This window comes from Streptomyces sp. NPDC091292 (genome assembly GCF_044757265.1).
Lineage (GTDB): Bacteria > Actinomycetota > Actinomycetes > Streptomycetales > Streptomycetaceae > Streptomyces.
Genome location: NZ_JBIVUQ010000001.1, coordinates 1,343,241 through 1,361,398, shown reverse-complemented (window position 1 = coordinate 1,361,398; position 18,158 = coordinate 1,343,241). Strand labels below are relative to the sequence as shown.

The window sequence follows — 18,158 nt, the reverse complement described above, 5'->3', positions numbered from 1 at the left end:
GGTACGCCGGTGGGGACCGGTCAGTTTCCAGGCACCGGTGCGGCCGGTTCCGCCGTGCTGATGTCGATTTCCCGCCAGAATCCGGCTCTGATCGCATACCGGTCGTGCTCGTCGATCTGGTCGTCCTTGTGCGCGAGCAGACCGAACCGGGCGGCGTACCGCAGCAGTTCACCGTCGATGCGGTGCGGGATACGCGGATACATGGTCGACAGCTTCTGGAGGACCGCCGGGTCGGGCATCCGTGCCATCCAGCGCCGTGCGAACACCTGCCCCACCTCGTAGGGGTCGCCGCCGACCGTGGTGATGTCCTCCTCGCGGTCGGCCCAGCGCTGTTCCGCGGTGGTGAGCTGCGCGAGCGTCGGCAGGGACGCGGCGTCGGCGGGCTCGGTGGTCAGCCCAGGCCGGTCCACCCAGCCCTTGTCCGACGACCACCGGAGGGTGGCGCCGGCCGGGTGCTGGGCGGGGTGCTGCTGGGCGGGCTGTGCCCCGGGACCGCGCAGGGCGGCGAGGTCCTTGGGGGTGGGTACACCCTTGGCGGCGGCCCCGCGCTCCCCCGAGCCGTTCTCCGTACGGGCCGCCGACTCGTGCTGCACCCCGGCCTGCTCCTCGATCCCGGCCCGCTCCACGGCGGCGCGCTCGACGGCGGCGCGCTCGGCTGCGGCGGCGGCCATCGCGGACTCGGGCAGGGGCGCCGACAGGATCGCCGCGATCTCGGGCCGGGGCGCGGGCGGCGGCGCGCACACCCCGCCGAGGTCCTTGGCGCGGACGGCCTTGGTGATCCAGGCCCGGTCGAGCACCCGCCGCTCGTCGGCCTCCGCGACCAGGTCCTCGGACTGGTTGTAGTCGCCGTCGGCGGCCTGTACGGCCCACAGGTGGACGGCGACGCCGTGTTCCTTGGCGGCCATCATCCCGGGCAGCAGATCGCCGTCGCCGGTCACCAGGACGACATCGGAGCACGCTCCGTTACGGGCGAGTTCCGTCAGCTCTGCGTGCATGGCGGCGTCGACGCCCTTCTGCGCCCACCGTCCGTCGCTCCGGGTCAGCGCACCGAGCCGTACCGTCACGCGCGGCATCACGCGCAGCCTGCGGTGCTCCGGCTGCGGCACCCGGTCCGGGGCGCCGTCGAACCAGTAGATCCGCAGCAGCGGGCGCTCCGTGTCGGACTCGGCGCGCTCGCGCAGTCCCTGGATCAGGGCGGCGTGATCGACGGTGATGCGTGAGCGGGACGGCTCCCCGGCGAGGAGACTCGCGGCGGCCCCCAGCAGATACCCGGCGTCCACCAGGACGATGCAGCGGTCCACGCGATCCACCCTCTTTCCCTGATGAGGTGTCCTGAAGGACCCCTCCAGGACAGTCGGAGGCCCGCACAGGTCAACGCATGCGGGTTCGCTTCGGGTTTCCTTCGAGTCTGCCCGACCGTGCGGGGCTTAACGGCCCGAACTCGATCTTCGGCGTGGCGGATCCGGAGTTCACTCTCCGACAACCCCTGTTTCGCTCTCCGACAACCCTTATTACGCACGGTAATTCTCCGAAATGCGCTGCTTGTCATCGTATGTGAGTCTGGTCGCGGTCCTGGAGCCCAGATCCACCTCAGGAGGCAGATCACCATGGCCAAGAACAAGAACCGCAAGCAGGGCAGTGAGCAGAAGCGGGCCTCGCAGGCCGAGCGCGCCGCCGAGCGGGCGCAGTCGGCCTCGACGGAGTCCCGTTCCGAGTCGCAGTCGATGGGACAGGGCACGCCCTCGGACGTTGCCCGCAAGCACCAGCGCCGCTTCGGCCACAACTGACCTTGCCGCCACAGAGCGCGCACCTTTCACCTGTGCATCACGCGGAGGGGCACCCGGATCACCGGGTGCCCCTCCTGCATGCCGGGCGTGTGCCGGGCGCGGGCCTGCCGCGCGGGTCGGTCTCAGCCCGCCAGGCAGGACGGGCCGAGCAGCACCTTGAGGTCGCCGAAGAGCGCGGGGTCGGGCTGCACCCGGTGCCGGTCGAGCCGCAGCACCGTGGTCTTCCGGACGCCCTGGAGCTTGATCCGTACCTCGCTGTTGCCCTTGTGGTGGCTGAGGATCTCACCGAGGCGACTGACCATCGGCGGGGTGACCTTGACCGTCGGAATGGTGATCACCACGGGCGCGTTGGTCCCGGCGTTCGACAGGTCGGGGACCTGCATCTCCATGGCGACGAGCCGGGGCACGTCCTCGCGCTTGTCGAGCCGGCCCTTCACGAACACGACCGCGTCCTCGACGAGTTGCGTCGACACCAGTTGATACGTCGCCGGGAAGAACATGCACTCGATGGAGCCCGCCAGATCCTCCACCGTGGCGATGGCCCACGCATTGCCCTGCTTGGTCATCTTCCGCTGAAGCCCCGAAATGATGCCCCCGATGGTGACCACGGAACCGTCCCCGTAATCACCCCCGGTCAACTGCCCGATTCCCGCGTCCGCCTTGTCGGAGAGCACATGTTCCAGACCGAACAGCGGATGATCGGAGACATACAGGCCGAGCATTTCCCGCTCCTGCGCGAGGAGATACGTCTTCTCCCACTCGTCCTCGGTGAATTCGACATCGAGCCCGAACCCCGGCTCACCGTCCGCCTCGTCGCCCGCACCGCCGAACAGGTCGAACTGACCCTCGGCCTCCTTGCGCTTGACCTGCACCACATTGTCGATCATCGGCTCGTACTGCGCGGTCAACCCCTTACGGGTGTGCCCCATCGTGTCGAACGCACCCGCCTTGATCAAGGACTCCGTCGTGCGCTTGTTGCACACGACCGCCTCCACCTTGTCGAGATAGTCCGGGAACGACGCGTACTTCCCCTTCGCCTTACGGGACTTGATGATCGACTCGACCACGTTCGTACCGACATTCCGCACCGCCGACAGACCGAACAGGATCACGTCGTCACCCTGCGCCGCGAAGTTCGCCATCGACTCGTTCACATCCGGCGGCAACACCTTGATCCCCATACGCCGGCACTCGTTCAGATAAACGGCCGACTTGTCCTTGTCGTCCTTGACCGAGGTCAGCAGCCCTGCCATGTATTCGGCGGGGTAGTTCGCCTTGAGATACGCGGTCCAGTACGAGACGAGTCCGTACGCGGCGGAGTGCGCCTTGTTGAACGCGTATCCGGCGAAGGGGACCAGGACGTCCCACAGGGCCTGGATCGCCTCGTCGCTGTAGCCGTTGTTCTGGGCGCCGGCCTGGAAGATGGTGAAGTTCTTGGCCAGTTCGTCGGGCTTCTTCTTGCCCATCACACGGCGCAGGATGTCGGCCTCGCCGAGCGAGTACCCGGCGATGATCTGGGCGGCCTTCTGCACCTGCTCCTGGTAGACGATCAGGCCGTAGGTGACGTCCAGGACCTCCTTGAGGGGCTCCTCCAGCTCCTTGTGGATGGGGGTGATCTCCTGCTGGCCGTTCTTGCGCAGGGCGTAGTTGGTGTGCGAGTCCATGCCCATCGGGCCGGGACGGTAGAGCGCCGAGACGGCGGAGATGTCTTCGAAGTTGTCCGGCTTCATCAGCCGCAGCAGCGAGCGCATGGGGCCGCCGTCGAACTGGAACACGCCGAGCGTGTCACCGCGCTGAAGGAGTTCGAAGGTCTTCGGATCATCGAGCGGGAGACCCAGAAGATCGATGTCGACGCCCTTGTTGGACTTCACCATCTTGACGGCGTCGTCCATGATCGTCAGGTTGCGCAGGCCGAGGAAGTCCATCTTCAGCAAGCCGAGCGATTCACATTGCGGGTAGTCCCACTGTGTAATCGTCACGTTGTCCGTGTGCCGCACCCAGATCGGCGCGTGGTCCACGATCGGTTCGCTGGACATGATCACGCCGGCCGCGTGCACGCCCATCTGCCGGACCAGGCCCTCGACGCCCTTGGCGGTGTCGATGACCTTCTTCACGTCCGGCTCGTTCTCGTACATTCCCCGGATCTCGCCCGCCTCGCTGTAGCGCGGGTGCGTGGGGTTGGTGATGCCGTCCAGATCGATGCCCTTGCCGAGGACGTCGGCGGGCATCGCCTTGGTGAGCCGGTCCCCCATCGCATACGGATAACCCAGCACGCGCGCGGAGTCCTTGATGGCGTTCTTCGCCTTGATCTTTCCGTAGGTGCCGATCATGGCGACCTTGTCGGCGCCGTACTTCTCGGTGACGTACCGGATCACCTCGACGCGCCTGCGCTCGTCGAAGTCGATGTCGACATCGGGCATCGAGACGCGCTCGGGGTTGAGGAACCGCTCGAAGATCAGACCGTGCGGGATGGGGTCGAGGTCGGTGATGCCCATGGCGTACGCGACGATCGAGCCGGCCGCCGAGCCGCGCCCCGGGCCGACCGCGATGCCCTGCTTCTTGGCCCACATGATGAAGTCGGCGACCACGAGGAAGTAGCCGGGGAACCCCATCTGGATGATGACATCCATCTCGTAGTCCGCCTGCTTCTGGCGGTCGTCGGGGACTCCGCCGGGGAAGCGGCGCTCCATACCGAGCCGGACTTCCTCCTGGAACCAGGTGACTTCGGTGAAGCCGTCCGGGATGTCGAACTTCGGCATCAGGTTCCGCGACTCGAACATGCCCGACGTGTCGACCTGTTCCGCCACCAGGAGCGTGTTCGCACACCCCTCCTGCCAGGCATCCGACGCGTCGACCGCGTACATCTCGTCCGTCGACTTCAGGTAATAACCCGTACCGTCGAACTTGAACCGGTCCGGATCCGACAGGTTCTTGCCCGTCTGGATGCACAACAGCGCGTCATGCGCCGTCGCCTCATGCGCATACGTGTAATGCGAGTCATTGGTGACCAGCGGCGGAATCCCGAGCTTCTTGCCCACGCGGAGCAGGTCATCCCGGACCCTGCGCTCGATGTCGATGCCGTGGTCCATCAGCTCCAGGAAATACCGGTCCTTGCCGAAGATGTCCTGATAGTCGGCGGCGGCCTTCACCGCCTCGTCGAACTGGCCGAGCCGCAACCGGGTCTGAAGCTCACCCGAAGGGCACCCGGTCGACGCGATCAGCCCCTCGGACCACTGCGCGATGGTCTCCTTGTCCATCCGCGGCCACTTCTGCAACCAGCCCTCGGCATACGCGTCCGACGACAACCGGAACAGATTGTGCAGACCCTTGCTGTTCGCCGCCCAGATCGTTTTATGCGTGTACCCACCCGAACCGGACACGTCGTCCCGCTTCTGGTGCGGCTGCCCCCACTGGATCTTCCGCTTGTTGCGCCGCGACTCCGGCGCCACATACGCCTCGATCCCGATGATCGGCGTCACCCCCGCCTTCTTCGCCGTATGGAAGAAGTCGTACGCCCCGTGCAGATTGCCGTGGTCGCTCATGGCGATATGGGACATGCCCATCTCATTGCACGCCTTGAACATGTCCTTCAGCCGCGCGGCACCGTCCAGCAGCGAGTACTGGGTGTGGACGTGCAGGTGCGTGAACGGCGGTTTCGACACGGTGCGGCCTCCAGCGGAAAACGGTCGGCGACAGTCTGGGGGAACAGCGTGGAAGTCTACGTCTCCGCACTGACAACGGACGGGCGGTCGGGGGTACGGTCGGCCCCGCGCCCGGATGCGCCGAGGGGCGTCCGGGGAGTATCCGGGGACTACCCGCGGGAGTACCGTCACCGGGCACTGACGGACGGTCTCGTCCGTTGGACCGGTAGGGCGGCTGTCACGGGCGCCCTCCCCCATGCCGCGCGTCACCCACCACGGTCCCGCACGATCCGCACCACCAGGAGGCACCCAGCGATGTCGGTCCCGCAGCCCAGCGCCGAGCAGCGTGGCGAAGAGATACTCGCCGTTTTCGACACCGCCTTCGGTGAGCTGCTGGCCGCCGATCCGGCCGCGTTCCGGGTGAAGTTCCGCAAGATGGCGTCCTCGGCGTTCGCCTTCTACCGCGGCACGGCCTGCCTCTTCTACCACGACCTGGACGCGGCGGGCCCGGAGCGTTCCGACGGCGGCGCCGTCGGCGGTTCCTACCTGGACGACCGCACCGCGCGCGTATGGATCCACGGCGACCTGCACGCGGAGAACTTCGGCACGTACATGGACGCCCAGGGCCGCCTGATCTTCAATGTGAACGATTTCGACGAGGCGTATGTCGGCCCCTTCACCTGGGACCTGAAGCGCTTCGCCGCGTCGGTCGCGCTCGTGGGGTACGGCAAGGCGCTGAGCGACGAGCAGATCACCGAGCTGGTGCGGATCTACGCGGGTGCGTACCGCGAGCGCATCCACGCGCTGGCGACGGGCGCGAAGAGCGACGAGGTGCCGCCGTTCACGCTGGACACCGCCGAGGGGCCCCTCCTGGACGCGCTGCGGGACGCCCGCTCGCTGACCCGGTTCGGGCTGCTCGACTCGATGACGGAGATCCGTGACTTCGAGCGCCGTTTCGCGCCGGGCGGCGGCTCCATCGAGCTGGACGCGGCCACGCGGTACAAGGTGCTCGCGGCCTTCGACGGCTATCTGGAGACGCTGCCGGACTCGTCCCTGGATCGCCCGGACTCGTATCGCGTGAAGGACGTCGTGGGGCGGCGCGGGATCGGGATCGGATCGGCGGGGCTGCCGTCGTACAACATCCTTCTGGAGGGCAACAGCGACGCCCTGGAGAACGATGTGGTGATCTACCTCAAGCAGGCCCAGACCCCGGCGGTCTCGCGGCATGTCACGGACCGCGCGATCCGGGAGTACTGGCAGCACGAGGGGCACCGCACGGTCATCTCGCAGCGGGCGCTCCAGGCGCACGCCGACCCGTGGCTGGGCTGGACCGAGCTGGACGGCGCGGGACAGCTCGTCGCGGAGGTGTCGCCGTACGCGGTGGACCTCGACTGGTCCGACATCGACGACCTGGAGGAGATCGCGGCGGTCGTCGCGGACCTGGGCCGGGCGACGGCGACGATGCACGCGGCGGCGGACGACGAGAGCGGCCACTCGGAGCTGGTCCCGTTCTCCACGGAGCGCGCCATCGACGCGGCGATCGCCGCCGACGAGGACGGCTTCGGCGACCTCCTGGTGGACTTCGCGCACAGCTACGGCGCCCGCGCGCGCAGCGACCACCAGACCTTCGTGGACCTCTTCCGCAACGGCCGGATACCGGGCCTGTAGGACCGGTCGACCACCGGGGCCCAGGCCCCCGACCCCGACCTCCGGCACCCACAGGAACCCTTTAGGGGTCTCTTATGGGCGGCCATGGGACACTCCTCGGCGATGGACATATCAGGGACGCAGCTCAGGGCCGTGCGCGCGGCGCTGTTCACGGCGGTTGTCGTGACGCTCTCCACCGCGTCGCACGTCCTGCTGTCCCGGGCCCCGCTGCCGCTGGCCACGGTCGGCGTGATCGCGGCGGCCGTCTTCGTCCTCGCCTTTGTGCTCGCCGGGAGCCGTGAGCGCGGCTTCGGCCGGATCGCGGCGCTGCTGATCCCCCTTGAGCTGGCCGCCGACACCGTGTTCACGACCGGGCAGCACGTCTGTTACGGCCCGGCGGGCGGCCCGGTCGCGGGCCCGCTGCGCTCGGTCGGCCTGGACGTGCTGTGCGGTGGTACGAGTGTGGGCGCCCCGCTGGCCCGGATGACGGGCGGCGAGGACAGCCGAGCGGCGGCCCTTCTCGCGCAGGCCCAGCCGGGCACCGCCTGGCTGCTGCTCGGCGCGCATGTCGGCGTCGGACTGCTCGCCGCGGCCTGGCTGCGGCGGGGCGAGCGGGCGCTGGCCCAGCTCATCGGCGCGGTGGCCGCGAGCACGTTCCGGCCGCTGCTGATCGCGGTCGCCGCGGTCACGGCGCGCCGGGAGCCGGTGCGCCGCGTGCCGCGCCCGGCGCTCACCGCGCGTATCGCGCGCCCCCGGCTGTGGGCGCACTCCGTGGGACGCCGGGGACCACCCCGCGCACCGGCCTTCGGCTGAGCAGGTTCCGCCCGAGCGGGATCCAAGGCCCGTCGGCCGAGCAGGAGCAGTCCCCCACCCCGTACCCCGCCCCGGGCGGGTGCGTCATCACGTCATCACACGGAGAACCCCATCATGAGCAAGAGGAACAGCCAGGCAGCGAAGTCGGCGGCGCGTGAGCGGCTTCGGGTCGAGCGCGAGCAGCAGGCGAAGCGGGCGAAGGCCAAGCGCCAGGTGGTCGTGGCCCTGTCGATCGTCGGTGTGCTGGCCGCCGCGGGCGGTATCTCGTACGCGGTCGTGCAGGCGAACAAGCCGACGTACTGGGAGTCCGCGAAGAACGCCAAGCTGGTCGAGCCGGCGAACACCTCCGGCAAGAACGGCACGACCGTGATCATCGGCGAGGACAGCGCCAAGAAGACGCTGAAGGTGTACGAGGACGCGCGCTGCCCGGTCTGCGCCCAGTTCGAGCAGACCGTGGGCTCCACGGTCGAGAAGGACCTCAAGGACGGCAAGTACAAGATCCAGTTCGTGGGCGCCACCTTCCTCGACCGCACCGGTGAGGGCTCGCGGAACGCGCTCAGCGCGCTGGGCGCCGCGCTGAACGTCAGCCCGGACGCCTTCCTCGCCTACAAGACGCAGCTCTACTCGGCGAAGTACCACCCCGAGGAGACGGACGACAAGTTCAAGAACGACGCGTACCTCATCGAGATCGCCGACCAGGTGCCCGCGCTGAAGGGCAACGCGAAGTTCGAGTCGGCGGTCAAGGACGGCACGTACGACCGCTGGGCGCTGGAGATGTCGAAGGTGTTCGACGACAACAAGGACGGTGTCCAGGGCACCCCGTCCTTCGTCATGGACGGCAAGAAGGTCACCGACTCCGGCGGGCAGAACGCGCCGATGACGGTCGAGGAGTACAACACCGCGATCGACGCGGCGCTCAAGGGCTGAGCCACCGCCCGGCGGTCCGGCGGGCCGGGCGGCCGATAGCCGGGGGGACCCTGCGGGGCGACGTACGGCGAAAGGGCGGGCGAACACTTCTACGTTCGCCCGCCCTTCGGCTCTACCCACCAGTAATGTCATCGTCCGTGACTCACGGACCTCACGGACACGACACATCCAGCAGCCCCAACTCCCTTGCGCCGCGCCGTCGTACGGTCGTCAAGGCCGCCGCCGTGACCGCCGCGCTCGCCCCGCTCGCCCTCCCCGCGCAGGCGCGTGCCGCCGCCGACGGGCCGGCCTTCCTGCACGGCGTCGCCTCCGGCGACCCCCTGCCCGACGGCGTCCTGCTGTGGACCCGGGTGACCCCGGACCCGGACGCCGTGCCCGGTTCGGGGCGCGGCGCGGACACCGAGGTGCGGTGGGAGGTCGCGGCGGACCGGGACTTCACGCGGCTCGTGGCCGAGGGCACGACGACCGCGCGCGCCGCGAGCGACCACACCGTCAAAGCCGATGTACGGGGTCTTGCGCCGGCCACCGTCCACTGGTTCCGGTTCCGCGCCGGGGACGCCGTCTCACCGGTGGGGCGCACGCGCACCACACCCGCGTACGACGCCTCCGCTTCCGGGGTGAGGTTCGGTGTGGTCTCGTGCTCCAACTGGGAGGCGGGCTGGTTCTCCGCGTACCGGCATCTCGCCGCCCGCGCCGACCTGGACGCGGTCCTCCATCTCGGGGACTACCTCTACGAGTACGCGTCGGGCAGCTATCCGGCCCAGCCCGTGCGCCGGCACGAGCCGCGCCACGAGATCCTGACGCTCGCCGACTACCGCACCCGGCACGGCGCCCACAAGACCGACGCCGATCTCCAGGCGCTGCACGCCGCGCATCCGGTGATCGCGATCTGGGACGACCACGAGTTCGCGAACGACGCCTGGTCGGGCGGCGCCGAGAACCACAGCCCGGACACCGAGGGCGACTGGGCGGCGCGCCAGGCGGCGGCCAAGCAGGCGTACTTCGAGTGGATGCCGGTGCGGCCGTCGATCGCGGGCACCACCTACCGGCGGCTGCGGTTCGGCAGGCTCGCCGATCTGCACCTGCTGGATCTGCGGTCCTTCCGCTCGCAGCAGACGACCGTCGGCAACGGCGCGGTGGACTCGGCGGACCGCACGATCACCGGCCGGGCGCAGCTCGACTGGCTGAAGTCGGGCCTCGCGTCATCGGACGCGGCCTGGCGGCTGGTCGGCACCTCGGTGATGATCTCGCCGGTCGCCTTCGGTGCGCTGCCGGCCCATCTCCTGGGACCGCTCGCCGAGTTGCTGGGCCTGCCGCAGGGCGGACTCGCGGTCAATGTCGACCAGTGGGACGGCTACACCCACGACCGTACGGAACTGCTCACGCATCTGCGGGACCGCGCCATCCGCAACACGGTGTTCCTCACGGGCGACATCCACATGGCGTGGGCCAACGACGTGCCCGTGAAGGCGGCGACGTATCCGCTGACGCCGTCCGCCGCCACCGAGTTCGTGGTCACGTCGGTGACGTCGGACAACCTCGACGACATCCTGGGGGTGGCGCCCGACACGGTGTCGCTGATCGCGGAGACCGCCGTGAAGGCCGCGAACCGGCATGTCAAGTGGGTGGACATGGACGCGCACGGCTACGGCGTCCTCGATGTCACCGCCGAGCGGGCGCAGATGGACTACTACGTCCTGTCGGACCGCACCGACCCCCGGGCGACGGCCTCGTGGGCCCGCTCCTACCGGACGCTGAACGGCACGCAGAAGGTGGAGCGGGTGGGGGCGCCGGTGCGCTGAGCCCGGCAACGACTGAGTCTCCCGACGGCTACAGGGTCTCCAGGAAGCCGAGGGCCGTGCGCCACGTGGCCTCGGCGGCCTCCTCGTCGTAGTCCGGGAGGTCCGGGTCGGTGTAGAGGTGTCCCGCTCCCGCGTAGCGGTACACCTCCACGTCGGCGCCCGCCCCGCGGATCTGGAGATACCAGGAGCTGAGCCAGTCGTCGGTCTCGAAGGGGTCCGGCTCGGCGACATGCAACTGCACCGGCAGGTCGTCGACGTGGGCGCCCTCCGCGATGTCCGAGGTGCCGTGCAGCAGGAGCAGGCCCTTCGCGCGGTCGTCGCCGAGGGCGAGGGTCTGTGCGATGGAGGCGCCGAGCGAGAACCCGGCGTACACCAGGCCCCGCTCCGAGTAGGGCGCCGCGGCCAGGACCGCGCGCTTCAGCAGCTCGTCCTTGCCGATCTCGTCCTTGAAGACCATGCCGTCCTCGACGGTGTCGAAGGTGCGGCCGTCGAAGAGGTCGGGGGTCCACACCTCGTGTCCGGCCGCCCGCAGCCGGTCCGCCGCCGCGCGCACCGCGGGCCGCAGTCCGAAGGTCGAGTGAAAGAGCATGATGTTCATGGCGCCCATGGTGCCAGCCACCAGGAGCCATGTTCATGAGGGGCAGGGTCCGGTTACGGTCTGAGGCATGGAGAACGTCCTGCGTCCGCTGATCGTCATCGGTGGCTCGGTCGTGCTCACGCTGCTGGTCGGCTGGGCGGTGGACCGGCTGCTGCGCCGCACCGACGCACGCCACAGCGAGACCCCGCTGTGGGGCCTGCTGCGCCGCTGCCGGCTGCCCTTCCACCTCGTGCTCTGCGCGGCCCTGCTGAGAGGGTCGTACCGGGAGACGGGTCTCGCGGACGGGCATGTGGCGGGTGTGGGCCGGGCCCTGACGCTGGTGCTGATCGGCGCCGCGGCGTGGCTCGCGGTGCGGATCGCGAACGCCGTCGTGGACGCCACGTACACCCGCTACGCGAGCGCGCACCGCGATCCCGCGCGCGTGCGCCGGGTGCGGACGCAGGTGACGCTGATCCAGCGGGTGGTTTCGGCGGTGGTCGGCGTCGTGGCGGTCGCGTCGATGCTGCTGACCTTCCCGGCGATGCGGGCGGCCGGTGCGTCGCTCCTCGCGTCGGCGGGGGTCCTCGGGGTGGTCGCCGGTATCGCCGCGCAGTCCACGCTCAGCAATCTCTTCGCGGGGCTCCAGATCGCGTTCGGGGACATGGTGCGGCTCGGGGACACCGTGGTGGTGGACGGCGAGTGGGGCACGATCGACGAGATCACGCTGACGTTCCTGACGGTACGGACCTGGGACGAGCGGCGCATCACGATGCCCGTGTCGTACTTCACCAGCAAGCCGTTCGAGAACTGGTCGCGCGGGGGCGCCGAGATGACCGGGACCGTCTTCCTGCATCTCGACCACAGCGCCCCGGTCCACGAGATGCGTGAGAAGCTGCGGGACATCCTGCGCGCGTGCCCGGCGTGGGACGGCCGTGACTACGGGCTCGCGGTGACCGACACGACACCCACCACGATGCAGGTCCGCGCGCTGGTCACGGCGAAGGACGCGGACGACATCTGGACGGTACGGGTCACGGTCCGCGAACAGTTGATCGGCTGGCTCGCGGAACACCATCCGTATGCGCTGCCCCGGGTCACCACGGCCCTGGCGATCCCCTCGCCGAACGGCGTCCCGCACCCGGGCCACGCGCCGGAGCAGGCGCCGGACGGTGAGGTTCCACGCCGGGGCCGGGGCTGACACCCCGAGCCGCACCGGACACGCCTCTGATCACCGCAGGCTGCGCACATCCAGATGCCGCAGTACCCGGTCCACGACCTCGGGGTCCGCGCCGGGCTCGCTGCGCGCCGCGAGCACCTCGTGGCGCGCGGCGGACATCATCTCGTTCTGGATCCGCCGGGCCTTCTTGATCCGCTGGATCCGCTGGGCGTGCGCCTCGCGCCGCTCGTCGTCGCCCAGGTCGGGGCTGATGCGTACGCCGATCTCGTAGGCGCGGCGCAGCAGTTGTTCGGTGAGTTCCTCGGGAAGCTCCTCGACGTCCTCGATCTCCTTGAGGCGCCGGCGGGCGGCCCTGGCGGCGCGGACGGCGAGTTCCTTCTCGAACGCGGCCTCGGCGTCGGTGTCGGCCCGGACGTCGAGCTTCCGTACCAGCCAGGGCAGGGTGAGCCCCTGGACGACGAGGGTGGCCATGATCACCCCGAAGGCGATGAAGACGATTTCGTCGCGGTCCGGGAACGGCGATCCGTCGTCCATCTTGAGCGGAATGGCGAGCGCGAGGGCGACCGAGGCGACACCGCGCATTCCGGCCCACCACATGACGACGGTCTCGCGCAGGCCCGTCGGGATCTCCTCGTCGACGTCCCTGCGCGCGTGCAGCCGTTTCGTCAGCCAGCTCGCCGGGAGGAGCCAGAGGAGGCGGACGACGATGACGACGGCGACGATCGCCCCGGCCCAGCCGAGCATCTGGCTCCAGTGGCCCTGGGCGGTCCTGATGGCGTTGTGCAGTTCGAGCCCGATGAGTCCGAACGCGACTCCGGTGACCAGGGTGTCGACGATCTCCCAGAAGGTGTTGCCCGCGAGCCGGGCCGTGACGTCGTCGGCGCCGAGCGCGTACTCGGCGAGGAACAGCGCGGTGACCAGGACGGCGAGCACGCCGGAGCCCCTGAGTTCCTCGGCGAGCACGTAGGACACGTAGGGCACCAGGAGGGTGAGGCCGATCTGGAGCGTCGGGTCGTCCAGGAAGCCCATCAGTTTGTTGGCGGCCCAGCCGAGCCCTAGTCCGACGGCGAGGGCGACGACGGCCGACAGGACGAGGGCGAAGGCGGCGTGCGGGAGCGAGAAGCTGCCGCTGACGGCTGCGGCGATGGCGACGTGGTAGAGCACGATCGCGGTCACGTCGTTGAACAGCCCCTCGCCCTCCAGGATCGACACCAGTCGGCGGGGAAGGCCGAGTTGTCCGGCTACGGCGGTCGCGGCGACCGGGTCGGGCGGGGCGACCAGCGCGCCGAGCGCGACGGCGGCGGCCAGCGGCAGTCCGGGCACGATCAGGTTGGCGACGAAGGCGACGGCGGCCGTGGTGACGAAGACCAGGGCGACGGCGAGCAGCAGGATCGGCCGCAGATTCGCCGTGAACTGCCGCCAGGAGGTGCGCTGTACGGAGGCGTAGAGCAGCGGCGGCAGGACAGCGGGCAGGATCAGCTCGGGCGGGATGTCGACATTCGGGACGAACGGGAGCAGGGCCAGGACGATACCGGCGAGCGTCATCAGGACCGGCGCCGGCAGTCGGAGCTTGTCGCCGAGCGGCACGCTCACCACGGCCCCGAGCAGCAGGACGAACAAGAGGGCCAACTGAGTCACAGGGTGCGCTCCGACGACGGTTCGAGGATCAACGGGTTCAGCCTGCCACGCGATTGGGCGGTAATCGGACCAAGGGTGGGCGAATTCTTGGGCCGGGTGGCGAACTGACGGTGACTTTCATCCGATGTCTGTGGCGCACAGGGGGTTCCGGTCCGGGGCCGGTACGGGCACTATGCGGGGTGCACCGATCAGGAACCAGAACACTCACCACATATGTGACCAACACCTTGAGCCGAGCCGTCGACCGCTGACTGGAGTGCGTATGCCCACCGCAGGCCACCCCGCGACGCCCGCCCGCCCCGAACCCCCCGCGCCGCCCACCCGGCGCGCCTTCGTCACCGCCGCCGCCGCGACGACGGGCGCCGCCCTCTGGTCGGCCTCCTCCGGCACCGCGTGGTCCGCACCGGGCCGACCCGTCGACCACCCCGCCACCGCCGCCCACGGCCATGAAGTCCACGCCCCCGACATCCACGCCCCCGACATCCACGAACAGATCGCCCGAGCCGCGTCCCCCCTCTGGCGGCGCCTCCCCACCAGCTGGCAGGACGGCCCCTTCCTCGGCAACGGCCGCCTCGGCGCCCAGCTCTACGCGGGCAAGGAGCCCCGCACCCTGAAGCTGATGCTCAGCCACACCGAGGTGCAGGACCAGCGCGGCCAGTGGCGCGGCGGCATCGGCTACTCACGCCTGCCCATCGGGTACTTCACACTGACCCTCGCCGGCGCGATCACGGGCGTCGACTGGACGCTCGACGTGTACGACGCCGAGCTGCGCGGCACGGTCACCACGACGCGCGGCAGCCTGGCGTTCACGGCGCTGATCCACAACGACACGGGCGCCCTCCTGGTGGCGACCCGGCCCAGCGCGGGCGAGGAGTCCGCCGCCTGGACGTTCACCTGGCTGACCGCCGCGACCACCCGCACCTCGGGCAAGCCCCCCGAGTACACCCCGAACCCGGACCCCGAGGTCGGCGACGGCTACGTACAGCAGCCGCTGCTCGCGGGCGGCGGCTGGACGACCGCGTGGCGCGAACGGCGTGAGGGCGGCGGCCGGTTGCTGGCCGCGCACCTCGTGTACCGCTTCCCCGGCGAGGTCACGGAGGCGACCCGCGCGGCCCGCGGCGCGGTGGACCGGACCCTCGGGCAGGATCTGGAGGCGTCGGTGGCCCGGCACCGCCGCTGGTGGCACGGCTTCCACCACCGCAGCCTGCTCTCCGTACCGGACAAGCGACTTCAGTCCTTCTACGTCGTCCAGCTCTACAAGCTCGCCTCGGCGACCCGGTCCGGCGGGCCGACGATCTCCGAGTGGGGGCCGTGGTTCCCGGAGGTCGGCAACAACTGGACGGCCGTGTGGTGGAACCTCAACGTCCAGATCGGTATGGCGCCCGTACTCGGCTCGAACCATCCCGAACTCGACTCGGTCACCAGCACGTTCGCCCGCTTCGAGAAGAACCTCCCGACCTCCGTCCCGGCCGCCTACCGCGACGGCGACACCTACGCGCTCGGACACCCGTCCGACTGGCAACTGCGCGCCGGCGACACGTACGACGTGGGCACCCCGGGCGGCGACCGGATCTCGGACAACTTCGGCAATCTCACCTGGGCCCTGCACAACGTGTGGCAGGCGTACCGGCATTCGATGGACCGCGCGGTCCTGCGCGATGTCGTCCTGCCCGTCCTGGCGCGTGCGATCAATTTCTACGCGCACTTCCTGCACGAGGGCCCCGACGGAAAGCTGCACCTCCTGACGACCCGCTCCCCCGAGTACGCCAACGCCGCCGACTGCACGTACGACCTCTCGCTGATCCGCTGGGGCGTCCGCACCCTCCTCGACGCGGCGCGGCTGCTGCGGACCGACGACCCGCGGGCGCCGCGCTGGCGGGACATCGCCCGGCGCCTCACCCCGTACGCCGAGGACCCGACCGCCGGGGTCATGATCGGCAAGGAGGTGCCGCTCGCCGACTCGCACCGCCACCACTCGCATCTGCTGTGGCTGTATCCGCTGCGCGAGCGGAGCTGGGACCGGCCCGGCGACCGTGACGTGATGCGCCGCAGCATGGACCACTGGGTGTCGATGCAGGACCTGTGGCACGGCTACAGCTATGCGACGGCGTCCTCGATGTACTCGGTGATGGACCAGCCCGAACAGGCCCTCGACTACCTCACCTTCTTCACGGATCTGAAGGTGGTCGCGGACTGCGCGATGACGCGGAACACCATGTACCGCGAGGGCCGGAACTTCGCCCTGGAGAGCCCGCTCAGCGCGGCCCAGTCGCTCCTCGACATGGCGGTGCAGGGCCATGACGGCGTGGTGAAGGTCTTCCCGTCGGTCTCGGCCCGCTGGCCGGACGCGTCGATCGCGTCCCTGCGCACACCGGGCGCCTTCCTGGTCGACGCGGACCGCCGTGGCGGTACGACGCGATGGGTCCGGGTGCACAGCGAGGCGGGGTCACCGCTGACGCTTCAGCACGGGATACCGGGCACGGTGACGGTACGGGACGAGCGGGGCCGTGCGCTGCGGTGGCGCGAGACCGGGCCGGGCCGGGTGGGCGTCGACCTGCCGAAGGGGCGCACCGCGGTGATCACCCCGAGGGGCGGGACGGCCGGCAGCGGCCCTCGGGACGTGCCGTCGCTGGGGGCGTGGACGGGGTGGGGCCTGCCGGACTGACAAGCCCTTCCATGATCGCGGGGTGAGGTCAGAGCGGCTTGCGCATCGCCCGGTGCGGCATCCCGGCGTCCGGGAACTCGGGCCCGTACGCCTCGTACCCCAGCCGTGCGTAGAAGCCGAGCGCGTGGGTCTGCGCATGCAGGTCCACCGCGCTCAGCCCGGTCTCCCGGGCCGCGTCCTCTATGCCCCGCACCAGCGCGGCCCCGATCCCGAGGCCACGGGCGGCCCCGACGACGGCGAGCCGGCCGAGCGAGCCGACGGCGGGGTCGCCGCCGGTCCTGCCGAGCGCCGCGGGGCCGTGCAGCAGCCGTCCCGTGCCGAGCGGCACCCCGTCGGCACGGACGGCCAGCAGATGCACCGCTTCGGCGTCGTACGCGTCGTACTCGATGTCCTCGGGGACCCGCTGCTCCACGACGAAGACCTCTTTGCGGACGGCGAAGCACGCCGCGCGGTCCGCTTCGTCCCGGGCGACCCGCACCACGAACCGGCCGCCGGAAGCGCCGGGCGCACCGGTAGGGGCACCGGCAGCCGGGGCGCTCACGCGCTCTCCGCGCGGACCCGGTCGAGCGCCTGCTGAAGATCGTCGGGATAGCCGCTCTCGAACTCCACCCAGCGGGCCTCGCCGGGGTGCTCGAAGCCGAGCCGCTTCGCGTGCAGCCACTGCCGGGTCAGGCCGAGCCGCTTGGCCAGCGTGGGATCGGCGCCATACGTCAGATCGCCCACGCACGGGTGCCGGTGGGCCGCCATGTGCACGCGGATCTGATGCGTACGGCCCGTCTCCAGCTTGATGTCGAGCAGCGAGGCCGCGCGGAACGCCTCGATCAGGTCGTAGTGCGTGACGGACGGCTTGCCCTCGGCGGTGACCGCCCACTTGTAGTCGTGGTTCGGGTGCCGTCCGATGGGGGCGTCGATGGTGCCGCTGGTCGGGTCGGGGTGGCCCTGCACCAGCGCGTGATAGCGCTTGTCGACCGTCCGCTCCCGGAACTGCTGCTTCAGCGAGCTGTACGCGTACTCCGACTTGGCCACCACCATCAGGCCCGAGGTCCCGACGTCGAGCCGGTGCACGATGCCCTGGCGCTCGGACGCGCCGGAGGTGGAGATCCGGTACCCGGCGGCGGCGAGGCCACCGATGACCGTGGGGCCCGTCCAGCCGGGGCTGGGGTGCGCGGCGACACCGACCGGCTTCACGATGACGACCACGTCATCGTCGTCGTACACGATCTCCATGCCCTCGACCGGCTCCGCGACGATCTGCACGGGCGCGGGGGCCCCCGGCATCTCGACCTCCAGCCAGGCACCGCCGTGCACCCGCTCGGACTTCCCGACCGCCGCGCCGTCGACCAGCACCTTGCCCGCCGCGGCCAGCTCGGCGGCCTTGGTACGGGAGAAGCCGAACATGCGGGAAATGGCGGCGTCGACGCGCTCGCCTTCCAGGCCGTCGGGCACGGGCAGGGTTCGGATCTCGGGAAGCGTACTCACCTGTC

Annotated in this window: 13 protein-coding genes; 7 read left to right on the top strand and 6 right to left on the bottom strand. The window is 70.1% G+C overall.

The features are described from left to right. Window positions 1-20 precede the first annotated feature (20 nt). Window positions 21-1,301, bottom strand: a complete 1,281-nt coding sequence (locus ACIQNU_RS06625) for an NYN domain-containing protein (protein ID WP_401361575.1) — start codon at window positions 1,299-1,301, stop codon at window positions 21-23. Window positions 1,302-1,607: 306 nt separating this feature from the next. Between ACIQNU_RS06625 and ACIQNU_RS06620 the strand changes: the two genes are divergently transcribed. Further along, window positions 1,608-1,787, top strand: coding sequence for a hypothetical protein (locus ACIQNU_RS06620; RefSeq protein WP_401361573.1), 180 nt, complete (start codon window positions 1,608-1,610; stop codon window positions 1,785-1,787). Between the two features lie 122 nt (window positions 1,788-1,909). On the opposite strand, the gene dnaE is transcribed toward ACIQNU_RS06620, so the two are convergent. Continuing rightward, a complete protein-coding gene (gene dnaE / locus ACIQNU_RS06615; protein ID WP_401361571.1) occupies window positions 1,910-5,449 on the bottom strand; it encodes a DNA polymerase III subunit alpha in 3,540 nt (1,179 codons plus the stop codon). A gap of 294 nt (window positions 5,450-5,743) precedes the next feature. Here dnaE and ACIQNU_RS06610 point away from each other — a divergent pair, with 294 nt between their 5' ends. The 4 genes from ACIQNU_RS06610 (at window position 5,744) to ACIQNU_RS06595 (ending at window position 10,617) form a co-directional block, all read left to right on the top strand. Further along, complete coding sequence (locus ACIQNU_RS06610) at window positions 5,744-7,096, top strand: DUF2252 domain-containing protein (RefSeq protein ID WP_401361569.1); 1,353 nt, start codon at window positions 5,744-5,746, stop codon at window positions 7,094-7,096. Between the two features lie 102 nt (window positions 7,097-7,198). Further along, complete coding sequence (locus tag ACIQNU_RS06605) at window positions 7,199-7,888, top strand: hypothetical protein (RefSeq protein ID WP_401361567.1); 690 nt, start codon at window positions 7,199-7,201, stop codon at window positions 7,886-7,888. 114 nt (window positions 7,889-8,002) lie between these two features. Further along, entirely contained in the window at window positions 8,003-8,815 is an 813-nt protein-coding gene (locus tag ACIQNU_RS06600) for a DsbA family protein (RefSeq protein ID WP_401361565.1), read from the top strand. Window positions 8,816-8,940: 125 nt separating this feature from the next. Then, window positions 8,941-10,617 carry an alkaline phosphatase D family protein gene (locus ACIQNU_RS06595; protein ID WP_401361563.1) on the top strand — a complete coding sequence of 559 codons (1,677 nt, stop codon included), beginning with the start codon at window positions 8,941-8,943 and terminating at the stop codon, window positions 10,615-10,617. Window positions 10,618-10,645: 28 nt separating this feature from the next. On the opposite strand, the gene ACIQNU_RS06590 is transcribed toward ACIQNU_RS06595, so the two are convergent. Further along, window positions 10,646-11,215: a dienelactone hydrolase family protein gene (locus ACIQNU_RS06590; protein ID WP_401361561.1), complete on the bottom strand. Its 570-nt coding sequence runs from the start codon at window positions 11,213-11,215 to the stop codon at window positions 10,646-10,648. Between the two features lie 67 nt (window positions 11,216-11,282). On the opposite strand from ACIQNU_RS06590, the gene ACIQNU_RS06585 reads away from it, so the two are divergent. After that, window positions 11,283-12,392 carry a mechanosensitive ion channel family protein gene (locus ACIQNU_RS06585; RefSeq protein WP_401361559.1) on the top strand — a complete coding sequence of 370 codons (1,110 nt, stop codon included), beginning with the start codon at window positions 11,283-11,285 and terminating at the stop codon, window positions 12,390-12,392. A 30-nt stretch (window positions 12,393-12,422) separates the two neighbouring features. Here the strand turns inward: ACIQNU_RS06585 and ACIQNU_RS06580 are convergent, their stop codons facing one another. Then, complete coding sequence (locus ACIQNU_RS06580; RefSeq protein ID WP_401361557.1) at window positions 12,423-14,009, bottom strand: Na+/H+ antiporter; 1,587 nt, start codon at window positions 14,007-14,009, stop codon at window positions 12,423-12,425. A 262-nt stretch (window positions 14,010-14,271) separates the two neighbouring features. Here ACIQNU_RS06580 and ACIQNU_RS06575 point away from each other — a divergent pair, with 262 nt between their 5' ends. Next, window positions 14,272-16,674, top strand: a complete 2,403-nt coding sequence (locus ACIQNU_RS06575; protein ID WP_401361554.1) for a glycosyl hydrolase family 95 catalytic domain-containing protein — start codon at window positions 14,272-14,274, stop codon at window positions 16,672-16,674. Window positions 16,675-16,702: 28 nt separating this feature from the next. On the opposite strand, the gene ACIQNU_RS06570 is transcribed toward ACIQNU_RS06575, so the two are convergent. After that, the gene (locus tag ACIQNU_RS06570) at window positions 16,703-17,155 is read right to left on the bottom strand and encodes a GNAT family N-acetyltransferase (protein WP_401362491.1); all 453 of its coding nucleotides are present in this window, start codon (window positions 17,153-17,155) and stop codon (window positions 16,703-16,705) included. A gap of 56 nt (window positions 17,156-17,211) precedes the next feature. Next, the gene (locus ACIQNU_RS06565) at window positions 17,212-18,153 is read right to left on the bottom strand and encodes an RluA family pseudouridine synthase (protein ID WP_401361552.1); all 942 of its coding nucleotides are present in this window, start codon (window positions 18,151-18,153) and stop codon (window positions 17,212-17,214) included. Window positions 18,154-18,158 lie beyond the last annotated feature (5 nt).